Genomic DNA, 23,031 nt, shown 5'->3' with positions numbered 1-23,031 from the left:
ATGACTCAAATTGGTATTTATGAAAAGGCTCTTCCCAAGGATATTTCTTGGGATGAGCGATTAGCTTTAGTATCAGAACTAGGTTTTAATTTTATTGAAATGTCGGTAGATGAGACAGATGAAAGGTTATCACGTCTAAACTGGTCACAATCAGAATGTTGTGAATTAGTGGGATTGATGCAAAAACATCAGGTCAAAATTCACTCAATTTGCTTTAGTGGACAACGACGATTTCCAATGGGGAGTCATGTCAAAGACGTTGAAATAAAATCAATGGAATTAATGTGGCAAGCAATTGATTTGGCATCAGATTTAGGTATTCGAGTGATTCAATTAGCTGGTTACGATGTTTATTATGAAGATAAAGATATTTTTACACGAAATCAATTTATCAAAAATCTTGAAAAATCTGTAGCGTATGCTGCAGAAAAAGGGATTACTTTAGCGATTGAAATTATGGATGATCCTTTTATTAATTCAATTACTAAGTTTTTGAAAATTAAGGAACAGATTCCCTCACCATTTTTACAAGTCTATCCAGATTTGGGTAACTTATCTGCTTGGTCAGAAAATGATATCGCCTATGAATTAGAACAAGGAACAAACAGCATTGTTGCGATTCATTTGAAAGATACTTATGCAGTGACAGGTGAATGTCAAGGTCAATTTAGAGATGTGGTATTTGGAGAAGGCTGTGTAGACTTCAAAGGTTGTTTAGAAACATTGCACCGACTTAATTATCCTGGACCGTTTCTAATTGAAATGTGGAGTGAGAATTCTGATGATTTTAGGTCTGAAATTAATAAGGCTAAAGAGTACCTCTATCCTATTTTAAGAGAGGCGGGATATGATGTCTGAAGAGATTATTAAAGAGATGAAAGAACGTGTTTATCGCGCTAACCTTCGTTTATCTGAAGAAAAATTAATCAAACTAACCTGGGGAAATGTTAGTGAGATTAACAGAGAACTATGTATCATTGTAATCAAACCAAGTGGTGTTAGTTATGAAGAGATGTCTGCTGACAAGATGGTTGTCACTGATTTACGAGGACAGCCAATTGGGGATCAAATGAAACCATCGTCTGATATGATGACTCATGCTCATTTATATGAGAGCTTCCCGAAAATAGGCAGCATTGTTCACACTCACTCAGAACATGCAGTGATGTGGGCGCAAGCGGGAAAAGATATTCCCGCATATGGCACCACACATGCGGATCATTTCTTTGGGGATGTACCATGTGCACGAGAATTAACAACAGAAGAAATTAGTGGTGAGTATGAAAGAAATACCGGACATGTGATCGTGGAGTGTATTTTAGAACGAGGAATTGACTACGAGGCAGTGCCAGCAATTCTAGTGAAAAGTCATGGCCCGTTCACATGGGGAAGTACGACAGAAAAAGCAGTTGATAATGCAGTTGTTTTAGATGTCGTTGCTAAAATGGCTATGGGGACAGAGTATATATCGAAAAGTAGTTTAACTAAGAAAATACCTCAATATTTATTAGATAAACATTATTTAAGAAAACATGGTAAGAATGCTTATTATGGACAATAAAAAAATCCTTCACTTCGGTGAGGGATTTTTACTTTCTCTGACGTCATAAACTTTTATTTATTTTTTGTAGAAATGTTTAGTTTTTTGTTGTAGAATAAAAAATGTAAGCGGAATCAAATAAATAAAGGGAGATGGTAAAAGTGGTAAGAAAAATTATTTTAGATTGTGATCCAGGGCATGATGATGCGATAGCGATGATACTGGCGCATGGTAATCCAGGCATTGAAGTACTTGCAGTGACTACGGTTGTTGGGAACCAAACACTAGAAAAAGTGACTCACAATGCTTGTGCGGTTAGAGAAATGATCCATATGAATGATACACCAATTGCAGCGGGATGCATTAGACCACTTGTAAAGGAAATTGAAGTGGCCGAAGATATTCATGGTGACTCTGGTTTAGATGGTCCAGAACTACCTGTTCCAACAAAAGGTATTTTAGAAGAGCATGCCGTTGATGTGATTATTAATACAATTATGAGTGAGCCAACAGGAACGGTGACATTATGTCCAACCGGTGGTTTAACTAATATTGCAATGGCAATTAGAAAAGAACCCCAAATTGTCGAACGTGTTCAAGAGGTAGTTTTAATGGGTGGGGGTTATCATACAGGAAACTGGAGCGCAGTAGCGGAATTTAATATTATTATCGATCCAGAAGCGGCGCATATCGTTTTCAATGCACCATGGAAGGTTACGATGATTGGGTTAGACCTGACTCATCAAGCCTTAGCGACACCAGAAGTAAGAAAAGAAATTAAAGAGATAGGGACAAAACCAGCTGTTTTTGTTGATGAACTACTTGACTTCTTTTCTAAAATGTACAAAAAAAGTCAAGGATTTGATTTCCCCCCAGTTCATGATCCGTGTACAATTGCTTATTTAATTGATCCAACTGTCATGACAGTCAAACAAGTTCCGGTAGATATTGAATTAAATGGTAAGTTAACGCAGGGAATGACAGTGACTGACTTTAGATATCCAATTCCAGAGAACTGTCACACTCAAGTTGCAATGGAATTAGATCATGCTAAATTTTGGGGCATGATTTATGATGCATTAAGAAATATTGGCTAATAAAAAACACTCTACAACAGTAGAGTGTTTTTTTATTTGAATAAAGATACTTTCTTTTGTTCCAAAGATTGTGGAGAAAGTTCCTCGTTGATAGAGTATTGACTTTCAATACTGAGAACAGCAGACGAAAAGGCATATTTTAAAGCATCTTTCCATGTCATTTTTTTCAAGATTGCCCAAATGATGGCAGAGCAAAGTGAGGCACTGGCACCATTATTATTTACTGGAGTTACTTTATCTGATTTAAGATGATAACTTTCAGTTGCATTCTCAAAATATAACCCATTTTTAGGGCAAAAAACAATGATGTTTTCGACACCATTAGAAACTAAATATTTAGCACTATCAATTAATGACAAGTCCTCTTCGGTGAGTTCGCTAATAATACCATTCAATTCAGCAGGAGTGGTTACGAGAGTATTAATCGCATTTAAATTAGATAAGAGCTTGTAATTTTTATTTTCAGAAACTGTTTTAACGAAGATAGGTACTTTGCAGTTAGTATATAACCAATCAATTGCTTCTTTTGATAAATTAGTATCGATAATACATAGGCGAGAGCTATTAATTATCTCAATTTTTTCTCTAAGGAACTCAGGATTGATATGTTCATATATTTTCATATCATCAATTCCGACTGTTCTTGATCCATCAGGTGAATCGATATAAAGATATGTTGATGTCCGCTCACCTGGCAGTTGCTTAACGTATTGAATATTCATACCATGTTTTTGTGAATCTTGGATGAATTTTTCCCCATTCAAATCATCACCATGAACTGAGATAAAGTAGTTTGCGACTTCTAATTTTGTAAGACCAAGTGAAATGTTTCGACCAGCACCACCTAAAAAATAGGAGATGGTGCCAGGGTTAGAGTTATTTTTTATGAGAGGGTCATTTGAAATTCCTTGTATATCAATGTTTATTCCCCCGATTACAGAAATGAAATCAGAGTCCTTGATGATATAACCACGGCCTTCAATATAGCCTTTTTTAGTTAAATTAAAAATATGTGCAGCGACACCTGAACGTGAAATTCCAAGTAAATCAGCAATTTCATTTTGTGAAATCATAGGATTTAGCATAATGAGTTGAAGTATTTCGTATTCTCTTTCAGTCATCTTAAGCACCTCGTTTATTTAATAAGTTAAGTATATTTTATTTTCATCTTTAAATCAAATTTAATAAACAAATGTTTAACTTTTAAATAAGTGTTGACATAAAAGTGAATGTATTAATATAATGTGGTTGTTCAATAAATGAAGGAGGTGTTTTTGAATGGAGAATGAGAAGTATGCTGTTGTGTTAGGTGGACTTAACATGGATATAGCAGGAATTTCAGGAAAAGACTTTAGGGAGCACGATTCAAATATTGGAAATATCACACTAACTGATGGTGGTGTTGGTCAAAATATTGCTCAAAATATGGTCAAATTAGAAGTTCCCACATATTTAATCACGGTGTATGGCGATGATGAGTTTGGAGATATCCTTGCTCGAAACTGTGAAAACCGTGATATTAAGTTAGACTATGCTGAACAATTGAAAAATGAAGCGAGTTCAACTTACTTGTACGTCACGGATGGGGATGGAGACATGATTTCTGGCGTGAATGATATGAAAATTATCGAACACATGACTCCGAAGTTCTTTGAGAAGCGTATTGACTTTATCAATAAAGCCGAAATTTGTGTCATTGATGGTAATTTAAGACAAGATTCAATTGAGTGGTTAGCAGAACACGTTACTGCCCCAATCTTTGTTGATCCAGTATCTGTAGTTAAAGCGTCAAGATTTGTAAGCGTTTTAAATAAAATTGATACCTTTAAACCTAACGAAATTGAAGCTGAATTATTCACGGGGATAAAAGTAGTTGATAAAGAGAGTGGTAAGGAAGCTGCCAGAAAACTTGTTGAACTTGGTGTTGAAAATGTTTTTATTTCAATGGGAGAGCAAGGTATTATCTGTGCTAACAAAGATAGAGTTGATTTAATCCCAATATTGAAAAGTAATGTTGTCAGTTGTAATGGTGCTGGCGACTGTAGTATGGCAACCATTACTTGGGCAAGATTTTATTATGGTAAAGCATTAGCTTTAAAAGAAGTTGGTTTGTTAACACAAGCTGCGGCAAGTATAACTGTTGAAAGTATTGATGCTGTATCGAAAGATATGAGTGTTAGAAATGTCGTCAAGCGTGCGCAACAATATATGTAGCAAAAATATGTAGCAAAAAAAATAAACTAAAAGGTGGAGAAATAAATGATTAAACAAATTTACTCATTAATTACGTATGAAGAAAGTGTTAAAACAATGGATGCTGGAGCAGACCACATTGGTTTAGTGCCAATGCAAAATGGTGGCGTACCGGCTCACCGTGTTGAGCACGAGTTAGTAGATAAAATTTTTGATGAAGCAAAACGTCGTGGTATCAAAACAGTTGCTATCATGTTAAATAAAGAAACAGAAGAAATGATTGAAATTGCTAAGCGAGTAAAACCTGATATTGTTCATATTGCTGGCATGGAATATACAGCGGATGCTGAATTTGCCAAAGAATTAAAAGAAGCTTGCCCAGGAGTTGAATTAATGCAAGCAGTGTTAGTTGATGGTCCGGAAGCTATTGACCGTGCGATTGAATATGCAAAATTCTCAGATTATTTATTAACAGATTCTGGTTTAGCTGCGGATACAGGTATTGGTGCTAGTGGAGAAACACATGACTGGGCAATTGATGCTGAAATCGTTCGTCGCGTTGATATTCCAGTCATCATTGCTGGAGGTCTAGGTGCAGAAAATGTTGAAGAATGTATTCGCCAAATTAAACCATTTGGTGTGGATTCGTTAAGTAAAACAAGTATCAAATATGATGGTGGACATATGGAAAAAGATATTGAACAAGTTAAATTATTCTGTGATCGTGCTGATAAAGCTGCGGCTGAGATTGGCTTATAGAATTTGAAATTTTTTAATAGTGATGTATTATCTCCTAAAAGAATTGGGGTATCGCTAATTGGAATATTTATGGTCTGTGTAGGTGTAGCGTTTAATAATAACACTCTTTTTGGAAATGATCCGGTTGGTATTGTTTATGATGGATTAAGAACCTTTTTAAAACTAGATCACTCGCAATTGGGAATGGTATCAAACTACATGAATGTTGGATTGATCATTATTCTATTTATTTTCGGAAGAAAATATTTAAATATTGGGACAATTTTATATCTTGTCCCTTATGGTCTGTTCATTTCTATAGGAAGCAACCTATATCCATTAATTTTTAATAATGATATTACTATTCACCGCCTTTTAGGTGCATTAATTGGAACAACATTGTATTACGTTGGGATTAGTTTATTTGTTGCTAGTGAAATTGGGATGGATCCTTTTAATGGTCTAATGCTGACGATTAGAGATGGTTTTGGTTGGAGTATTCGAAAAGCAAAAATCATTATGGATTTAGTTTTAATTTTAATTGGTATTTTATTGGGTGGTAAATTTGGAGTTATCACGATTTTAACGGCTTTAACAACCGGACCGTGTATTCAAATTTTAAGTCAATATTTCGAAACAAAACTATATAGTAAAAAATGAAAGGAGAAAAGTAAAATGGACTTTAAATTAGAGCAAAAGGTTAAAGTAGTTGTAACAGATAACTTATCTGAATGTGTATTAGAAATTTTAGCTACGACAAATTATAAAAAACCTATGTTAGTAATGGATTCATTCTTGAACAGTACGCCCATTATTGGACAGTTGAAAAATGATTTAAATGATCAAAATATTGAATTTGTTCTTTATGACCGGATCGTATCTGATCCACCGGTTGAACTAGTGGATACTGGTGCAAAAATTTGTTTAGATAATAAATGTGATTGTATTATTGCTATTGGTGGAGGGAGTTCCATTGATGTTGCTCGCGGAATAAATATTATACGTCATAATGGAGGAAGCATAGTTGACTACGTAAATCCTATTAAGCCAATAAAGAATTGTGCAGGTTTAATAGCAGTTCCCACAACATCAGGAACCGGTAGTGAATTATCAAATGCATTAATAGTCACGGATACAAAAACATCACAAAAGCTGGCTGTATTAGCTAATGAATCATTAAGTGAAATCGCCATTTTAAATCCGGAATTACTAATGTCATTACCTAAAAACATGACAATTGCAACAGGTTTAGATACGTTTTCACATGCAGCAGAAGGATATACATCAAATCTTTCTAGTCCAGTTACAGATGCTATCTGTGAAAAAGTTATGTATTTAGTTGTTAAATATTTACCAACAGCAGTTGCTGATGGTAGTAATAGAGAAGCTCGTGAACGAATGATGGTGGCAGCAGCTTTAGGTGGTTGGATGTTAAATAACTGCGGCACACATGTTGGTCATTCGACAGCGCATATTTTGGGGTCAAAATATAAAATTCCTCATGGTATGGCATGTTCTTATGCGTTACCAGGGGCGCTTGAATATGTAGCGCCAGTTCTACCTAAAAAGATTAAAGAGATTGGTTATATTTTAGGAGCCACCTTTTCAGATGATTGCACACCAGAAGAAATTGCTAAAATCACGTCAGATGCTTATATAAATTTTAGAGATAATATTTTAGGTATGGCACCATTTAGTGATTTGGGGATCTCTGAAAATGATTTATATAAAAACGCACAAAGTATTGCAGAAGAGAGATTTGCAGGAAATACACCACGTCTCGTTGATGTGGATGGAGCTTTAGGTTTATTAAAAAAACTATAAAGAGGTGCTAATGTGAGTATTATTAAAGGGATAGTAGCGTTGTTGTTTATTTTTGGGATTGGTTATTTAGTAAGTTCTGATAGGAAAAACATTCGATACAAGCAAATGGGCCGGATGGTTATTTTCCAAATGATTATTTCTTATGTTTGTTTGCATACGTCAGGCGGGATAAAAGTATTAGCTGGAATTTCAGGATTCTTTAGTTGGTTAATGAATCAAGCCGCGGGAGGAACTGATTTTGTTTTCGGAGGGTTCCAATTTGTTGAAGGTGGATCAGTATTCTTCTTCAATGTATTAATGCCGATTGTTTTCATTTCAGCATTAGTCGGGATTTTAAATTACATCAAAGTATTACCATTTATTATTAAGTGGGTTGGTAAAGGAATATGTAAAATCACTGGTATGGGTGAATTAGAAAGTTATTTTTCAGTGTCTACAGCAGTATTAGGACAACCAGAAGTATTTATTACTATTAAAGAGCAAATACCTAAGCTGAGTGCTAAACAATTATATACAATCTGTGCTTCAGCAATGTCTGCAGTTAGTGCAGCAATGTTAGCGTCATACATGGAAATGGTTGATGGTAAGTTTGTTGTAGTTGCAGTATTCTTAAATATTTTCTCAGCATTAATTATTTCATGTATTGTTAATCCCTATGATCCTGAGAAAGAAGGGTTACAACCGAGTACTTCTGAAGTGAAAGCAGAAAAAGAGCCTTTCTTCCAAGTTTTAGGAACATATATTTTAGATGGTTTTCATCTTGCGGTTACTGTTGCAGCGATGTTAATAGGTTTTATTGCTTTAGTAACATTCTTAAATAATTCGTTTGATTATTTATTCAATATTACATTTACTGATATCTTAGGATATGCGTTTTCACCGATTGCATTCTTAATTGGTGTGCCACAAGAAGATATGGTTAAAATTGGTAGTATTATGGCAACGAAATTAATTACTAATGAATTTGTTGCAATGGGAAATTTAGGTGAAATTATTCATACATTAACACCAAAAGGTGCAGCCATTATTTCAACATACTTGGTAAGTTTTGCAAATTTTGGAACTGTGGGAATTGTCACTGGATCCATTTCAGCAATCGATAAATCTCAAGGTAAAACAGTTGCCAAATATTCAATGAAATTATTATTAGGCGCAACAATGGCATCATTATTGACAGCTTCAATAGTAGGGATATTCTTCTAAAAAAATAAAAAACTTCTTGTTTGTTCAAGGAGTTTTTTATTATTGGTAGAGTGTACGATAAGGTAAATTAAAGTTTGGAGATGATAAAATGTATGATGTAACAGTGTTAGGTAGTATTAATATTGATACACTGATGAGTGTTGATAGAGCACCTCGAATTGGTGAAACGTTAGTGGGGAATGATGTAGATTACATGTTAGGTGGCAAGGGGTGTAATCAAGCAGTAGCTGCTTCAAGAGTTGGTGCGAATGTTTGTATGTTAGGTGCAGTAGGTGCAGATAGTTTTGGTGAAAAAGCTTTATCTTATTTATCAAAAGAATCACTTGATATCACCCAAGTAAAAAAAGATTCTGTTATATTTACAGGAATTGCTACGATTTTAAAATATCCACAAGATAATAGTATTATTGTTATACCTGGCGCTAATAGTTTGGTGGATGAGGCATACCTGGAAAGTGTTGAGGAAACAATCCGATGTAGTAAAGTGCTGTTATTACAACATGAGATTCCCTTGAAGATTGTTGAGAAAAGTTTAAAAATTGCTAAGAAAAATAAAGTGATGACAATTTTAAATCCAGCACCTTTTTCAACGGTAGTTTCTAAATGGTTCGACTTAATAGATGTGATAACTCCTAACGAAATCGAGTTTATGGAGTTATGCCATTCTTATTTTGAAAACCCAGGTACTATGGAAGAAAATATGTTACGATTATCTGAAAAATTTAGAATGAAAGTTATTGTAACGTTAGGTTCAAAGGGGATTGCGTACGTATTAGATGGTGTAGTTAACTATATGGAAAATATAAAAGTAACTGTACAAGATACTACGGGAGCAGGAGATACGTTTAATGGTATACTGGCTGCCCAACTTGCAGACGATGAAGATTATACAGCAGCTTTGAGATTAGCAAATGTTGGTGCCTCGATATCAACAGAAAAATTCGGAGCTCAAACAGGCATGCCGAATGTCGAAGAAATTTTATCAAGATTAGTTTAAATATCAAAAAAACCCTTCACTTCGGTGAGGGCTTTTTTAATATAACAAGTCTTTTTTTGAAATTTTTATAAGAGTATACTAAAGAAGGAAGATGACAGTCTTTTTTGTAGAGCACAATAGCAGTATCATTTTACAAAACAAAACTGTGCTCAATCATCATTTTAAATGAAAGCGCTTTATAATATAGTGTGGATATAGGGGTGGATAAAATGTTAAATCAACTGAGTATTGATTTGTTAGAACTTGTTTCAAGACGTTCTGACATTGATTTGGATGAAGCAGCATTAGTACTAGAAACGAATAAGAAACGTTTGATTTCTGAAGTGGATAAGATTAATCCAGTTTTGTTAAATCAATTCGATTTTGAAATCACTATTCAGAAGAATAAGTTTTCACTCCCAAAAGATTTTAAAGAAAGGTGGTTGATGAGTAGATTAGACTTATCTCGTGAAGATATATTTTTAGTAGAAGATAGAACATCAGTCATCATTATCTATTCATTCCTAAATAATGATTTTATCTCAAACTATCATCTACAAGATTTATTGGGATTAAGTAAAAACTCGGTTTTAACTGAAGTTAGAAAAGTGAAGGAAGCTTGTATCGCAAACAATGTTTCTTATGAATACAATCGGTCAAAAGGCTATCACTTTATTGGTGAAGAATTTGCGATTGTCAGTCTAGTTGAAGATCATTTGAATCAATTATTACTGACAAGTATCGGTGAGTGGGTCTTAGAAATCATTTTGACTAATAGTGATTTTAGTTCGGAATTTTTACAGTACCAATCAGCTTTTGAAATGATTATTCAAGATGAAGAAATTAGCATTGTGCCAAGTCGAAAGAAGGCTTTAATCTGGTTATTTTATATTATATCAATCAGAAAACGCCACCAGTTGGTATCATGGCAAACTAATTTTCCAGAGAGTCCGTTAGATTCGATGGTAGTAGTGGCAAACCAAGTGGCAAGCTTATTCTTTAAAGAGTACACTGCGGCCGAGCTATTATTTGTCAGCTCACGAATTTTAGGTTCTTTGGATGGCATGCATTTTACAGAAATTGGTGGAGTTAGTCTAGAAAGTCTGACACGAACAATTATTCGAGATGTTTCTAACCTAATTGGGGTGACGTTTCCTGAAGGGGAAGAAATTTATCAAAGTTTGTTGCAGCATGTTGGACCAGCTTATATCCGTATAAAATATGATATTCCACTAAATTTTCCATTTTCTGATGAGATTACCATGCAATACGGTGCTTTATTTTCACAAGTGAAACGCGCCTTGAGAAGTGTCTTTAAAAAAGAGGGACTTGTCATTTCGGATGAAGAGATTTCATTGTTTACAGTTCACTTTGGTGGCTACCTTAATAACCATAGTATTCAATACAAGCCGACACGAGCATTAGTTGTTTGTCCAAATGGCATTAGTAGCTCACTGATTTTAACAAGTACGTTAGAAAAGTTATTTCCAAAGTTCGAGTTTAAGAAAGTGCATCAAATATCTGAAATTAAAAATTTAGCAACCGATGAGTTTGATTTAATATTTTCAACCACTGTGTTGGAAATTGAGAAACCGCTCTATGTCGTCAAACCAATCTTGGATTATGTTGAGAGTCAACTATTAATCCGAGAAGTGTCTAAAGACTTTGAATCAGCCAGCAATCATTTAACTTATAAACTTGAAGATCTTATTTCTACAATTGAAAAACATGCTGAGATTAAAGATTTAGAACAATTAAAAATGGATCTGATTGGTCTGTTAGATAATCAGAAAACAACACTGAAGGGAGGACCAACGTTGTCTAGTTTATTGAAAGAAGAGTTTATCAGATTTAGTCATGATGAACTAACGTGGCAAGAAGCAATTGCTCTTGCTAGCCAACCGCTTATTGAAACAGGGAATATCGAAGAATCATATATCCAAGCCATGATTGATAGTGCATTAAAATCTGGACCGTATATGGTTTTAGCTCCCGGAGTGGCAGTACCACATGCAAGACCTGAAACGGGTGTAAACAAATTAGGGATTAGTTTATTATCATGTACTAAAGCAGTTGATTTTAGTATGGATGACGAGGCAGATGATGACAATCAAGTTTGTTTGATCTTTGTCTTGGCCGCGGAAGATAATACAAATCACCTAACAGCTTTACAACAATTATCAATGATTTTAGAAGATGATGAGAATATTGATTTATTAAAATCATGTCAGTCACCAGTCGAAATCATGAATGAGATTAATAAAATAATTGAAAAAGGGGATAACTAATATGTTAAAAGTAGTCACAGTATGTGGTAACGGAATTGGTAGTAGCTTGATGTTAAAAATGAAAATTGAAGAAATCGCAAAAGAGAATGGCATTGAAATTTCTGCTGAATCGACAGATTCAAATTCAGCAACAGGTAAAGATGCCGATTTATTTGTCACAGTAAAAGAGTTTGCTGACATTTTTAAAAATGGTCAAAAAGTAGCTTATACAAGAAGTTATATGAACAAAAAGAAAATTACCGAAGATGTTTTACCAACACTAAAAGAATTAGCTGAAGGAGGAAACTAACAATGGGCTTGCTTACATTTATTAAAGACATGCTGAGTGAACCTGCCATCTTAATGGGATTAATGGCAATGGTTGGTTTGATTGCATTAAAAGCGCCAGCACATAAAGTCTTAACGGGTACACTAGGTCCAATCCTTGGTTACTTGATGTTAGCTGCTGGGGCAGACGTTATTTCAGGTAACTTAGATCCATTAGCCAAAATGATTGAATTTGGTTTTAATATTAAAGGGGTTGTTCCTAACAACGAAGCGGTAACATCAGTTGCCCAAGATTTGTTGGGTGTTGAAACAATGACAATCTTAGTTGTTGGTTTAGTGTTCAACGTACTAATCGCTCGTTTCACACGTTATAAATATGTGTTCTTAACAGGTCACCACAGTTTCTTTATGGCATGTCTATTATCAGCAGTATTAGGTGCGCTAGGATTTAGTAGTTGGAAACTAATTTTAATTGGTGGTTTCTTCTTAGGAGCTTGGAGTGCAATTTCTCCAGCAATCATGCAAAAATCAACTCTTAAAGTAACAGATGGTGATGATGTTGCCATGGGGCACTTCGGTAGTATTGGTTACTTACTTGCAAGCTGGATGGGCGGCTTAGTTGGTAAAAATAGTAGTAGTACAGAAGATATTGATGTTCCGGAAAAATGGAGCTTCTTACGTAATACAACAATCTCTACAGCGTTAACAATGATGGCATTCTACTTAGTATCGGCAATCGTTGCTGGACCTGAGTTTGTATCAACTTTATCAGATGGTAAATCGCCATTCTTATTTGCACTATTGTGTGGTCTTAAATTCGCAGTAGGTGTCACAATTGTTTATTCAGGTGTACGTATGATTCTAGCCGATTTAATTCCTGCTTTCCAAGGGATTGCGACTAAAGTTATTCCAAATGCAGTACCAGCCGTTGACTGTGCCGTATTCTTCCCATACGCGCCAACAGCAGTTATCATTGGTTTTGTCAGCAGTTTTGTAGGTGGTTTAATCGGAATGTTCATCTTAGGATTGGCGGGTAGTGTCTTAATTATTCCTGGTCTTGTTCCTCACTTCTTCTGTGGTGCGACGGCAGGGGTTTATGGTAATGCAACAGGTGGTAGACGCGGTGCCATGCTAGGTGCCTTTGTAAATGGTCTAGCCTTAGCATTCTTACCAGCTTTATTAATGCCAGTATTAGGTAACTTAGGTTTTGGTAATACAACATTTGGTGACGTAGATTTCGCAGTCATCGGATTAGTAATTGGTAAATTAGGTGAATGGATGGGCAGCGTTGGTATCTATGTCATTATTGCAGTTGTGATTGTAGCATTAGTTTTACCAAGTATCTTACGTCCAGCTCCATATGCAGTAAACAATAAACCAGAAGAAGAATAGGAGAGATTGATATGTTAGAAAACCTAAATGTTAAAATTTATTCAGATGGTGCCGAAATTGATAAAATGAAAGAAGCTTATAAAGAAGGAATGGTTTCAGGATTCACAACAAATCCTTCATTAATGAAAAAAGCAGGAATCACTGATTATGTAGCGTTTGCTGAAGAAGCAGTTAAAGAAATTCCAGATAAATCAATTTCTTTTGAAGTGTTTGCAGATGATTTTGAGACAATGGAAAAAGAAGCAGAAAAAATTGCATCGTTTGGCGAAAATGTTTTCATCAAAATTCCAATTATGAATACAAAAGGCGAATCTTCAATTCCGTTGATTGAACGTTTATCAGCAAAAGGTTTCTCTTTAAACATCACAGCTATCTTGACAATTGAACAAGTGAAAGAAACTGTTGATGCGTTAGCACCAGGAACTAAAAATATTGTTTCTGTTTTCGCAGGACGTGTTGCTGATACAGGAATTGATCCCACAGAGTTAATGAAACAATCTGTTGCAGAGTGTGCTAAAAAAGATGGTACTGAATTACTTTGGGCAAGTACTCGTGAATTAATCAATATCTTCCAAGCAGATGAAATTGGAGCAGATATTATTACAGTTCCGCCAGCAATTTTATCTAAATTATCAATGGTTGGTATGGACTTAGAACAGTTATCTAAAGAAACAGTTATCATGTTTAACAATGATATTAAAGATTTAGGTTTTACCATTTTATAAGTTAATATTTAAAAGCCTCTCGCTTCGGTGGGGGCTTTTTTAGTAAAGTTTTGTTCGTTAAGACCTCTTTTTTTACGACAAATCTAATTGAATAAGCGTTAGACTTAAAGTGTAAAGAAGATTTGGGAGGTCATCAAATGAAAAAGTATAGTTATTTGTTTATGGCAACATTGATGTTGTCTCAACCAGTAGTCGGGTTAGCAAGTGAGGTCTCAACAGGTCTCGCACCAAGAGAGGCGATTGAAGAAACGCTTGAGACCGTTGAAGAAATCAGTGAGTCAGATGCATCAGAGGAGATGGCTTCAACAGAAGCTACTGAGACAGATGAGTCATTACCAGTGAGTGAATCAGAAGTGATTGATCAATCAGAAATGACTGAGGCTATAAATGCCACAACAGAGTCAATTTTTGAAACAGAACAAGTGACAGCTGTTGAACGTGAGGATCAAGATAAAGCTACTTCAGAAGAAACAACTGAAAAAAGTGATGTTGATAAAGAAGATAGAGAGCAAGACAAAGAAAAAGACAAAAAAGATGCAGTGAAAACAGATACTTGGGGAAGTTGTAAGGTGACCTTTAATGATGATAAATCTGTTGCCACAGTTGGTCCAGGAGAATTGAGTAATGACAATAGTAGAAACTTTAAAGATGTGACTAAGATTATTTTTGAGGAAGGGGTGTCATTTCCTGCTGACTCATCAAGTTTATTTATAAGATTTTATAATTTAAAAGAGTTTGACGGGTTAAGTAATGTTAATACAGACAATATTTCTAATATGAGTTGTATGTTTTTTGATTGTCGCTCATTACAAAGTTTAGATTTATCCAGATTTAATACTGCAAATGTCACAAATATGAAAGAAACATTTTATGAATGTGAATCATTAATAGGATTAGATTTATCTAGTTTTAATACAGAAAATGTCACTTCAATGGAAAGCATGTTTGCATGGACTGAATCATTAAGTAGTCTCAATTTATCAAGTTTCAATACATCAAATGTGATTTATATGGCGGAAATGTTTGGTGGGGCTAAGTCGCTAGAAAGTATTGATTTATCAAGTTTTAACACATCAAAAGTAACTGAAATGGATTTTATGTTTTCCAATTGTAACTCTCTAAGAGAACTTAATTTATCAAGCTTTAATACGTCAAATGTAAACAATATGAGCACAATGTTTTTTAATAGTAGAAGGCTAGAAAATATAGATGTCTCATCTTTTGATACTTCTAGTGTAACAACGATGTCAAGAATGTTTGGTGGTTGTGTTGGCTTAGTAAAAATATCTTTTGGCCCAAATAGCTATTTTAATAGCAGTGTTGCATTGCCAGAAACAACTAATAAATCAGGATATACGGATAAGTGGTTAAAAGAGGAAGATTTTTTCAAGCCAGAACGTGAATCGTTTATTACCACTGAGCTGATTGATAACCAACATATTAAAGAACCTAAAGCATATGTACGAGAGAAAAATGGTAAATCAATAACTGTCCAGTCTTTTGATACTGATGGAAAGTTGCTGGGAGTTGAGCCTAAAATGAGTGGTCCGCTCTGGTTAGGGGTTACGGTGGAACCTCCAATCTTCGAAGGTTATCAGTTTAAGGAGGCTAGTCAAGATTTAAACATGGTGTATTCAGATGAAGATCAAGTAATAAATTTGATATATGGAAAAGTTGAAGAATGGAAGCCAATTGATCCGAATGCAGTCGGGAAACCAATTACAGTGAACTACGTGGATACATCAGGTAATGAGATTCACAGTAGTACACAAATGACTGGGGTAAAAGATACGGCAATTACGATTGAGCCACTAGAGATTGATGGGTATAAATTTGATCAGGCCGATCATGATTTAGCAATGGTTATTGATAATGTGGAACAAACAATCACGTTAACTTATTTAAAAGTAGAAGACTTAACACCGATTGATCCGAATGCTATTGGGAAACCAATCACTGTTAAATACGTGGATTCAAGCGGGAAAGAAATTCAAAGTAGTACACAATTAACAGGGGCAAAAGGGACAAAAGTAACCATCGATGTTCCGGAAATCAAAGGCTATAAATTCGACAAATGTGATAAAGGACTTTCACATAAAATAGCTAACAAAAAACAAACAGTGACACTAACGTATTTAAAAGTAGAAGACCTAACACCGCTTGAGCCAGGAAATCCGGTTGAACCAGGAGAACCAAGTATTCCATGGACACCAATCAAACCAGGGATTCCCGAAGAGCCTGTGACACCGATTAATCCAGAGGAATATGTAGTCCCGAAAGATAATCAAAAACAAGAAGGTCCGCAAGTCTTAAAGAATGAGACTAAAGCTATAACTAAAGTAATGGCAGATGATGTTTTAAACGCAAGTAAAAAAGGCTATGTTATGCCGCAAACTGGCGAGACTAAAAATATAGTTATCGCTGTGGTCGGAATGATTGTCTTAGCAATCGCAGGATTATTTGGATATAAAAAATATAAGAAATAAAAAAAACGACCATCAAATGATGGTCGTTTTTAGTTTGCATTAAGCTTCAGTTGCTTGGAAGTGACTTAATTTTTTTAAGTATTCTGACATAATAAAGCTCATCATTAATTCAACCGATTGTGTCGAATTGGGGTTTAATAGGAAGAAAAAAGCTGTTCCGTCAGGGATGTTTGAAATGCGATCACTGACAATGATATCAACGTTTTCTCGTGTATTTGAAAAAGAAATCGCATCATCAGAAAAAATACGCTTAATTTTCTTCTTCAAATAATACTCACGTGATAGGTGGTAGCTCATATCGATATGGACCTTAATATGAGGCGTGGATTGAGGAATGATACTAAATAAGTCTGATTTAAAACGATATTTATAATTCGTCAACATTTCTTTGGTTAAATCAGAAACCGCATCACATTCAAAAATAGTTTTTGCGAAATCTGCCATTTCTGATTGTTTTGGTGTTTTTCTTTGGAATTGTGTTAAGAAATCAGGTGTGGGGTTAAACAGTTTCTCAACATTTGTTTTCATCAAATTAAACATCAGTTGTTTGATAATAATGACATATAGTGCTTCGTAGAACATGGTTTCTTTTTCGGCATCATTTTTTGAAAAACGCGTAGCGAAGATACCAGCTATATAAATTGAATCGTCAATCATATAGTTAGATTGATCGACCTTATTTAATTTAATCAATTCTTTACCGAATTCGCGTCGTTGTTCAACAGTATCAACTTGGCTACCAGTGATTCTTAGGAATAAGTTAATCAGCATCTTATTTTGTTCAATCGGAGTAACCGATGAGTGGATAAGTGGTGAGATATCATTAACAGTCATTAAGTGACTCATTATTTCTAAGACGTGTGAATCATCCGTGAAGTTATTTTCAAAAGGCGTCACAGATTCTAATGTAGCGTAAAGGCTAGTGGTGATTTTAGGCTCGACGATGCTATCACTTTCAATTTCCTCGTAGTCAACAGGGCTTTCAATCTCTTCAGTGGCTGTTAAGAATGTCAGAGATTGTCTTAATAAAAATTCAAAGTAGAGAGCATTTAATGGTGGGCCGATTAATTTATAACGCTGTTTGCGTGAAGCAATTTGTAAATCCATATCAGCTAAGAAGAGGTTCATTTCTTTAACGATTTTAGTTAAATAACTATCAGAAACATTTGAATAAGCTAAAACGAATTCCTTATGGGGATGTAATTCTGCTAAAAAGGCTGAAAATACTTTATAGGTTGGTGAGTTATCAACTAAGTAAGCACAGGCTTCAAACATCAGATTATTGTGAATATCATCTGTTAGGTTTTCAATCAGGATTTCATTGTTTACAATTCTCATTTTTGTTTCAGGGTAACCTAAGTCTTCGAATAAGGTATTCAAGAAGCTAATGTCATGTTTGACCGTTACTTTACTCTTTAACATGTGTTGTTCGACAAAGGAAACTGTCGTATCCAGTCCATATAAGGTTGAACCAAGAAGGTGGATACTTTCTAATTCATTTTTCTTGAGTAATAATTTAAGCATTTGGGACCGCCATTTTTCATTTGATTTTTGCAAAGCATGTGTACAATTGTAAAATAAAATCAACTTAATGTACAACAAAACCTTGTTTTGTCTTGATAGATATTAATTGATGTCAGCCTAAAGTCTCATTCATTTCTCAGACTGTTTCTATATACTAATAGAAGAGAATATTTGGGAGGAAAGAACATGGGAAAAACAACCACGGCAGCACGTATTTTATTAGTGAGTTATATTGTCACGATTGTTTGGATTATATTATTTAAAATGGTGGGTTCATTGGATGGGTTTAGGGAGATGTTCTATTCACAGCCGCATCATGTAAATTGGATTCCTTTTAAAGAATCTGTAATCGTCAACCATCACTTACAAACACGTGAGATCATTGATAACTTATTAATTTTCTTGCCATTCGGTGGCTTACTAGCTTTAGGATTTAAAAAAATGAACATCTTTAAAGTCACAGGTATAGTCATGGTGTTTACAGTCGCTGTGGAACTATTACAGTACACTTTCGGGCTAGGACGAGCAGACATTACGGATGTTCTAATGAATACCTTAGGCGCTGTCTTAGGTTATTTAATTTACCGGCTATTAAAAGCAGTCTTTCCATCTAGTAAGACTGATCGCGTATTAGTTATTGCAGGCTTGTCATTATTTTCAGTTATATTAGTGGGCTTGTTAATTATCGTGGCATTTAACTAAGTTTTATGACATTGTAGTGGAACTTTTATACGGAGTTAATTAGAGCGGAGATTCAATATGCTATCCGTAAAATTAAGGGATTTATTTTAATCTATAGTAAAGTAGCTATGATATGTTATATAATTAATTTAAAGGGGTTAAAAAAATATTTAGGGGAGATCAAATGTCTTATTTATTAAAAAAACATGTAAGTAAAATTTTACTTTGTACTATTTGTCTTATGCTATCTTTTCAAGGTGTAGGAGGGGTGTTAGCTTTCGCAAATGATTATGGGGATAATCTAAGCATGACTGATGAAACGCCAGAACAATTAGTTCCGGATGAAGGTCTTAGAAAATTAATGATTGCTAACACTAAAAATGAGAACTTTACAATTAGTGATTTAGAAAAATTAACGGTACTCAATTTCGATGGAACTGTTTTAACGGAACCAATTATTATAAATGACTATAAAGGTTTAGAGTATTGTAAAAATATTTATGCTATCGGTTCGGTTAGTGGCGGTCCCAAAGTGGAACTGAATAATTTAGAACAGTTAGTTGAAATTTTAAATACGTTACCCAAGATGGAACAGTTAAGGTTTATGAATACCGAAATATCTGATCCGTCACCACTAGGAAAACTTGAGAGTGTTGTTCGTATTGGGTTGAAATTAGAGTATAAACTAGATCTTTCAAATTTTTCTGAACTGATTTCAAAAAGTAGATTTCAAGAGTTGATTTTAAATTATGATAATAGAGCTGGTAAAGCATTTTTACTTGATGAAGTTCAAACATATGATACTGATAATTCAGGAATCAAAGCTCTTTCTCCTGTAGTTTTACCTGATACACATGAGTTTGATTTTGAACTTGCTAAATTTGAATCATCAGATTGGTCATACAATAATCAATGGTTTGTTAATCCAAAAGGTGACGAGGTTGCTGAAGGATCGGTTGTTTTAACGGTAATGCCGAAAGGACCTAATGCTAAAAAAATAAGATTTGGGGAAAGTTTTACGACTTCACCAAGTAGTATTAAAATCCGTTATCCATATATTGTTGAGAAAAAAGTAGCTGCGCCTATTACGGTTAACTATGTTGATAGTAATGGGACTCAAATCAAGGATTCATTGATATTGGAAGGAAATCTTGGTGAAAGTGTTGAAATTTCTACACCAGATATTGATGGGCATGTATTTGAAAAAGCAGATAAAGACTTGAAAATGATATTTAGTGAGGAATCTCAAACAATCACATTAACGTATAAAGAAAGTATTCCATGGCAACCGATTGATCCAGAAGCAATCGGGAAAGCTATCACAGTAAACTATGTTGATACAGCAGGTAAGGTAATTAAAGATTCTACACAAGTGACCGGAACAAAGGGGACACAAGTAACAATAGAAGTACCTGAAATTACTGGTTACAAGTATGATCATGCCGATCATGCCCTAAACATGGAAATTACAAATCAAGCACAAACAATTACATTAACGTATAAAGAAAGTATTCCATGGCAACCGATTGATCCAGAAGCAATCGGGAAAGCTATCACAGTAAACTATGTTGATACAGCAGGTAAGGTAATTAAAGATTCTACACAAGTGACCGGAACAAAGGGCACACAAGTAACAATAGAAGTACCTGAAATTACTGGTTTTAAGTATGATCATGCCGATCATGACTTAAACATGGAAATTACAAATCAAGCACAAACAATCACATTAACGTATAAAGAAGTTGAAGAAAATATTCCGTGGCAACCGATTGATCCAGAAGCAATCGGAAAAGCTATCACAGTAAACTATGTTGATACAGCAGGTAAGGTAATTAAAGATTCTACACAAGTGACCGGAACAAAGGGCACACAAGTAACAATAGAAGTACCTGAAATTACTGGTTTTAAGTATGATCATGCCGATCATGACTTAAACATGGAAATTACAAATCAAGCACAAACAATTACATTAACGTATAAAGAAACAAAAGAAGGAACTGAATTAATCCCTAGTTATCCTTCCGATGAATCTGAAACAATTGAAACTGCCGATAATAGTGATTCAGAAAAAATAGAAAGTAACCATTCATCTGATCTAGAAAAATTAAAGGGACAAAGTCTCCCACAGACAGGTGAAGGTGACCAATTTTATCTTTTATTCATTACAGGTGTACTACTTGTATTAGGATCAAGTATCCTTATTGCTAGAAAAAAGATTTAATTTAAAATTATATAGTAAAAAGAGAAGAGTTTAATCTTCTCTTTTTTTATTTATAAATTATTAGATAAAAATAACTTGCCGAACGGAAAATGATTTGTTATGCTTTAAACAACTTAAGAAAGAAAGAGGTATAGGTGCATGAAGTTATAATCTTATTGTCAACGCAAATAAATTGTGTGATTCAATGGGATTAGTCTGTGCATTTATCGAAAACTAGTGGGCGTATTTTAGCTTATTTTAGTTTATCTTTATCATGTCTAATCCTTCCAAATTAATTTGGGAGGGTTTTTTAATACCTTCCCACCGGAGAGGTGATGGAATGTTAGTTTTAACGCTTAATCAACAAGGTGTTCCTACAAGTGTGGACCCTTTATTCAATATGAAACAAATCAGTGTCTATCAAGGACAAAAAATAGGAATTATTGGCGGTAATGGAGCAGGGAAGTCAACTTTTCTAAAAGGCATAGTGAATCAAGAGTTAGTGGGTCATTATCCCCTAGAGAAAAACCAAGTGAAATACTTTGAGCAAGAAGTAATGGACAATACGACTAAGAGTGGTGGGGAGAGAACCTTATTCCGTTTACAGCAAGTCTTCAAAGGAAGAAGTGAACTGCTGTTATTAGATGAACCGACTAACCATTTAGATAGTAAAAATATCACGTGGTTAAAAGAACAGCTAAGCCACCGGAAAAGGACGGTTATTATGATTTCTCATGATCGTGCTTTCTTAAATGAGGTAGTCGATGAAATATGGGAAATAGCCAATGGTGAGTTAACTTGTTATAAAGGGAACTACGATAGCTACGAACAACAAAAGGCAGAACAACGAGAGCGCCAGTCTAAACTCTATCAACAGCAACAAAAAGAAAAACGTAAAGTAGCGAAAGAGTTGAAGCAATTAGAAGATTGGTCAGCTTCTGCCCATAAGCAATCAACAAAACAAGAATTCCCTAAAGAGTTTTACCGTTCAAAAGCTAAAGCCATGGACAAACAACGGAAATCCATAACTACTAGGTTAGAAAACAAGCTAGCAGAAGAAGGCGTGGAACAGGTCAGAGATGAGCAAAGGATTCGTTTAGATTTCATGACAGATAGTAAGAAATCAGGGCCAGTTATGATGGCTGAGAATATATCAAAATATTTTGGAGAGAAAGAGTTATTTAAAAACTTAAACTTTACCATCATGGCAGGAGATAAAGTCGCCATAACAGGTGAGAACGGTTCCGGTAAGAGTACCTTGATTAAAGGCCTGCTTGGTCAAGAAGACCTTGTCGGGAAACTTTGGCTATCACCAAGTGCTAGTATCGGTTACTTATCACAGGAAGTTTTAGACTTACCAAGTGAGCAAACGATTGCTAGTTACTTAGAGACGTTAGAGGTTGTCAGCGATCGAAGAGATGACGTCCGTTTATTATTTGCTCAATTAGGATTTAATCGTGACCAGTGGCAACAAGATATTGCTACATTAAGCATGGGAGAACGGTTAAAAGTAAAGTTATTAGAACAAATGCTAAGAGGTAAGAGTGTCTTAATCTTAGATGAACCAACCAACCATTTAGACTTACCCTCAAGACAAGCGCTAGAGTCAGTCTTAAAAGATTTCCAAGGAACATTAATCGTCGTATCCCATGATGCTTATTTTCGAAAAGCAGTAACGGATAAAGAGATAAGCTTAGGCAAGGAAAAGGTTGGACCTGAAATTAAGAAAGATGCAGGAGTAGAAAAGATGCGTTTAGAATTACAACGCGATCAACTACTTAGCCAACTCAGTATGATCTCACCAACTGATAAACGCTATAAAGAATTGGATGAAGAGTTTCAATCCGTACTAAAAGAAATAAAAGCATTATAGAATTTTTGATAAAAGAAGGTGATG

19 protein-coding genes are annotated in these 23,031 nt (G+C 34.7%); 17 read left to right on the top strand and 2 right to left on the bottom strand.

Annotated elements, in window-relative coordinates:
• From G7081_RS06925 to uriH, 3 genes are all read left to right on the top strand, one after another.
• Window positions 1-858, top strand: coding sequence for an L-ribulose-5-phosphate 3-epimerase (locus G7081_RS06925; RefSeq protein WP_166008208.1), 858 nt, complete (start codon window positions 1-3; stop codon window positions 856-858).
• Window positions 848-1,561, top strand: coding sequence for an L-ribulose-5-phosphate 4-epimerase AraD (gene araD, locus G7081_RS06920; RefSeq protein WP_166008207.1), 714 nt, complete (start codon window positions 848-850; stop codon window positions 1,559-1,561). Before G7081_RS06925 ends, araD begins: the two co-directional genes overlap by 11 nt.
• A 140-nt stretch (window positions 1,562-1,701) precedes the next feature.
• Complete coding sequence (uriH, locus tag G7081_RS06915; RefSeq protein WP_166008206.1) at window positions 1,702-2,637, top strand: uridine-preferring nucleoside hydrolase UriH; 936 nt, start codon at window positions 1,702-1,704, stop codon at window positions 2,635-2,637.
• 32 nt (window positions 2,638-2,669) lie between these two features.
• Here uriH and G7081_RS06910 read toward each other — a convergent pair whose 3' ends face one another.
• Complete coding sequence (locus G7081_RS06910; RefSeq protein ID WP_166008205.1) at window positions 2,670-3,758, bottom strand: PfkB family carbohydrate kinase; 1,089 nt, start codon at window positions 3,756-3,758, stop codon at window positions 2,670-2,672.
• A 157-nt stretch (window positions 3,759-3,915) separates the two neighbouring features.
• Between G7081_RS06910 and G7081_RS06905 the strand changes: the two genes are divergently transcribed.
• From G7081_RS06905 to G7081_RS07710, 11 genes are all read left to right on the top strand, one after another.
• On the top strand, window positions 3,916-4,851 hold the full coding sequence (locus G7081_RS06905) for a carbohydrate kinase family protein (protein WP_166008204.1): 936 nt from the start codon (window positions 3,916-3,918) through the stop codon (window positions 4,849-4,851).
• Between the two features lie 45 nt (window positions 4,852-4,896).
• Window positions 4,897-5,589, top strand: coding sequence for a phosphoribosylanthranilate isomerase (locus G7081_RS06900; protein WP_166008203.1), 693 nt, complete (start codon window positions 4,897-4,899; stop codon window positions 5,587-5,589).
• 3 nt (window positions 5,590-5,592) lie between these two features.
• Window positions 5,593-6,228, top strand: a complete 636-nt coding sequence (locus G7081_RS06895; protein ID WP_166008202.1) for a YczE/YyaS/YitT family protein — start codon at window positions 5,593-5,595, stop codon at window positions 6,226-6,228.
• 15 nt (window positions 6,229-6,243) lie between these two features.
• Entirely contained in the window at window positions 6,244-7,392 is a 1,149-nt protein-coding gene (locus G7081_RS06890; protein ID WP_166008201.1) for an iron-containing alcohol dehydrogenase, read from the top strand.
• A 12-nt stretch (window positions 7,393-7,404) separates the two neighbouring features.
• The gene (locus tag G7081_RS06885) at window positions 7,405-8,595 is read left to right on the top strand and encodes a NupC/NupG family nucleoside CNT transporter (RefSeq protein WP_166008200.1); all 1,191 of its coding nucleotides are present in this window, start codon (window positions 7,405-7,407) and stop codon (window positions 8,593-8,595) included.
• Window positions 8,596-8,683: 88 nt separating this feature from the next.
• Window positions 8,684-9,592: a ribokinase gene (locus tag G7081_RS06880; protein ID WP_166008199.1), complete on the top strand. Its 909-nt coding sequence runs from the start codon at window positions 8,684-8,686 to the stop codon at window positions 9,590-9,592.
• A 209-nt stretch (window positions 9,593-9,801) separates the two neighbouring features.
• Entirely contained in the window at window positions 9,802-11,859 is a 2,058-nt protein-coding gene (locus G7081_RS06875; RefSeq protein WP_166008198.1) for a BglG family transcription antiterminator, read from the top strand.
• A 1-nt stretch (window position 11,860) separates the two neighbouring features.
• Entirely contained in the window at window positions 11,861-12,148 is a 288-nt protein-coding gene (locus G7081_RS06870; protein ID WP_166008197.1) for a PTS sugar transporter subunit IIB, read from the top strand.
• Window positions 12,149-12,150: 2 nt separating this feature from the next.
• On the top strand, window positions 12,151-13,518 hold the full coding sequence (locus G7081_RS06865) for a PTS ascorbate transporter subunit IIC (RefSeq protein WP_166008196.1): 1,368 nt from the start codon (window positions 12,151-12,153) through the stop codon (window positions 13,516-13,518).
• Between the two features lie 11 nt (window positions 13,519-13,529).
• Window positions 13,530-14,243, top strand: a complete 714-nt coding sequence (locus G7081_RS06860; RefSeq protein ID WP_166008195.1) for a transaldolase — start codon at window positions 13,530-13,532, stop codon at window positions 14,241-14,243.
• A gap of 137 nt (window positions 14,244-14,380) precedes the next feature.
• Window positions 14,381-16,729 carry a BspA family leucine-rich repeat surface protein gene (locus G7081_RS07710; protein WP_166008194.1) on the top strand — a complete coding sequence of 783 codons (2,349 nt, stop codon included), beginning with the start codon at window positions 14,381-14,383 and terminating at the stop codon, window positions 16,727-16,729.
• Between the two features lie 39 nt (window positions 16,730-16,768).
• Here the strand turns inward: G7081_RS07710 and G7081_RS06850 are convergent, their stop codons facing one another.
• Entirely contained in the window at window positions 16,769-18,253 is a 1,485-nt protein-coding gene (locus G7081_RS06850) for a helix-turn-helix domain-containing protein (protein WP_166008193.1), read from the bottom strand.
• A gap of 186 nt (window positions 18,254-18,439) precedes the next feature.
• On the opposite strand from G7081_RS06850, the gene G7081_RS06845 reads away from it, so the two are divergent.
• The 3 genes from G7081_RS06845 to abc-f all read left to right on the top strand — a co-directional run bounded on the left by G7081_RS06845 (window position 18,440) and on the right by abc-f (window position 23,007).
• Entirely contained in the window at window positions 18,440-18,955 is a 516-nt protein-coding gene (locus tag G7081_RS06845) for a VanZ family protein (protein ID WP_166008192.1), read from the top strand.
• A 247-nt stretch (window positions 18,956-19,202) separates the two neighbouring features.
• Window positions 19,203-21,155, top strand: coding sequence for a MucBP domain-containing protein (locus tag G7081_RS06840; RefSeq protein WP_166008191.1), 1,953 nt, complete (start codon window positions 19,203-19,205; stop codon window positions 21,153-21,155).
• A gap of 319 nt (window positions 21,156-21,474) precedes the next feature.
• Window positions 21,475-23,007, top strand: coding sequence for a ribosomal protection-like ABC-F family protein (abc-f, locus tag G7081_RS06835; protein WP_166008190.1), 1,533 nt, complete (start codon window positions 21,475-21,477; stop codon window positions 23,005-23,007).
• Window positions 23,008-23,031 lie beyond the last annotated feature (24 nt).

Source organism: Vagococcus coleopterorum (genome assembly GCF_011303955.1).
Lineage (GTDB): Bacteria > Bacillota > Bacilli > Lactobacillales > Vagococcaceae > Vagococcus_D > Vagococcus_D coleopterorum.
This window is presented reverse-complemented; position numbering and strand designations above follow the sequence as displayed.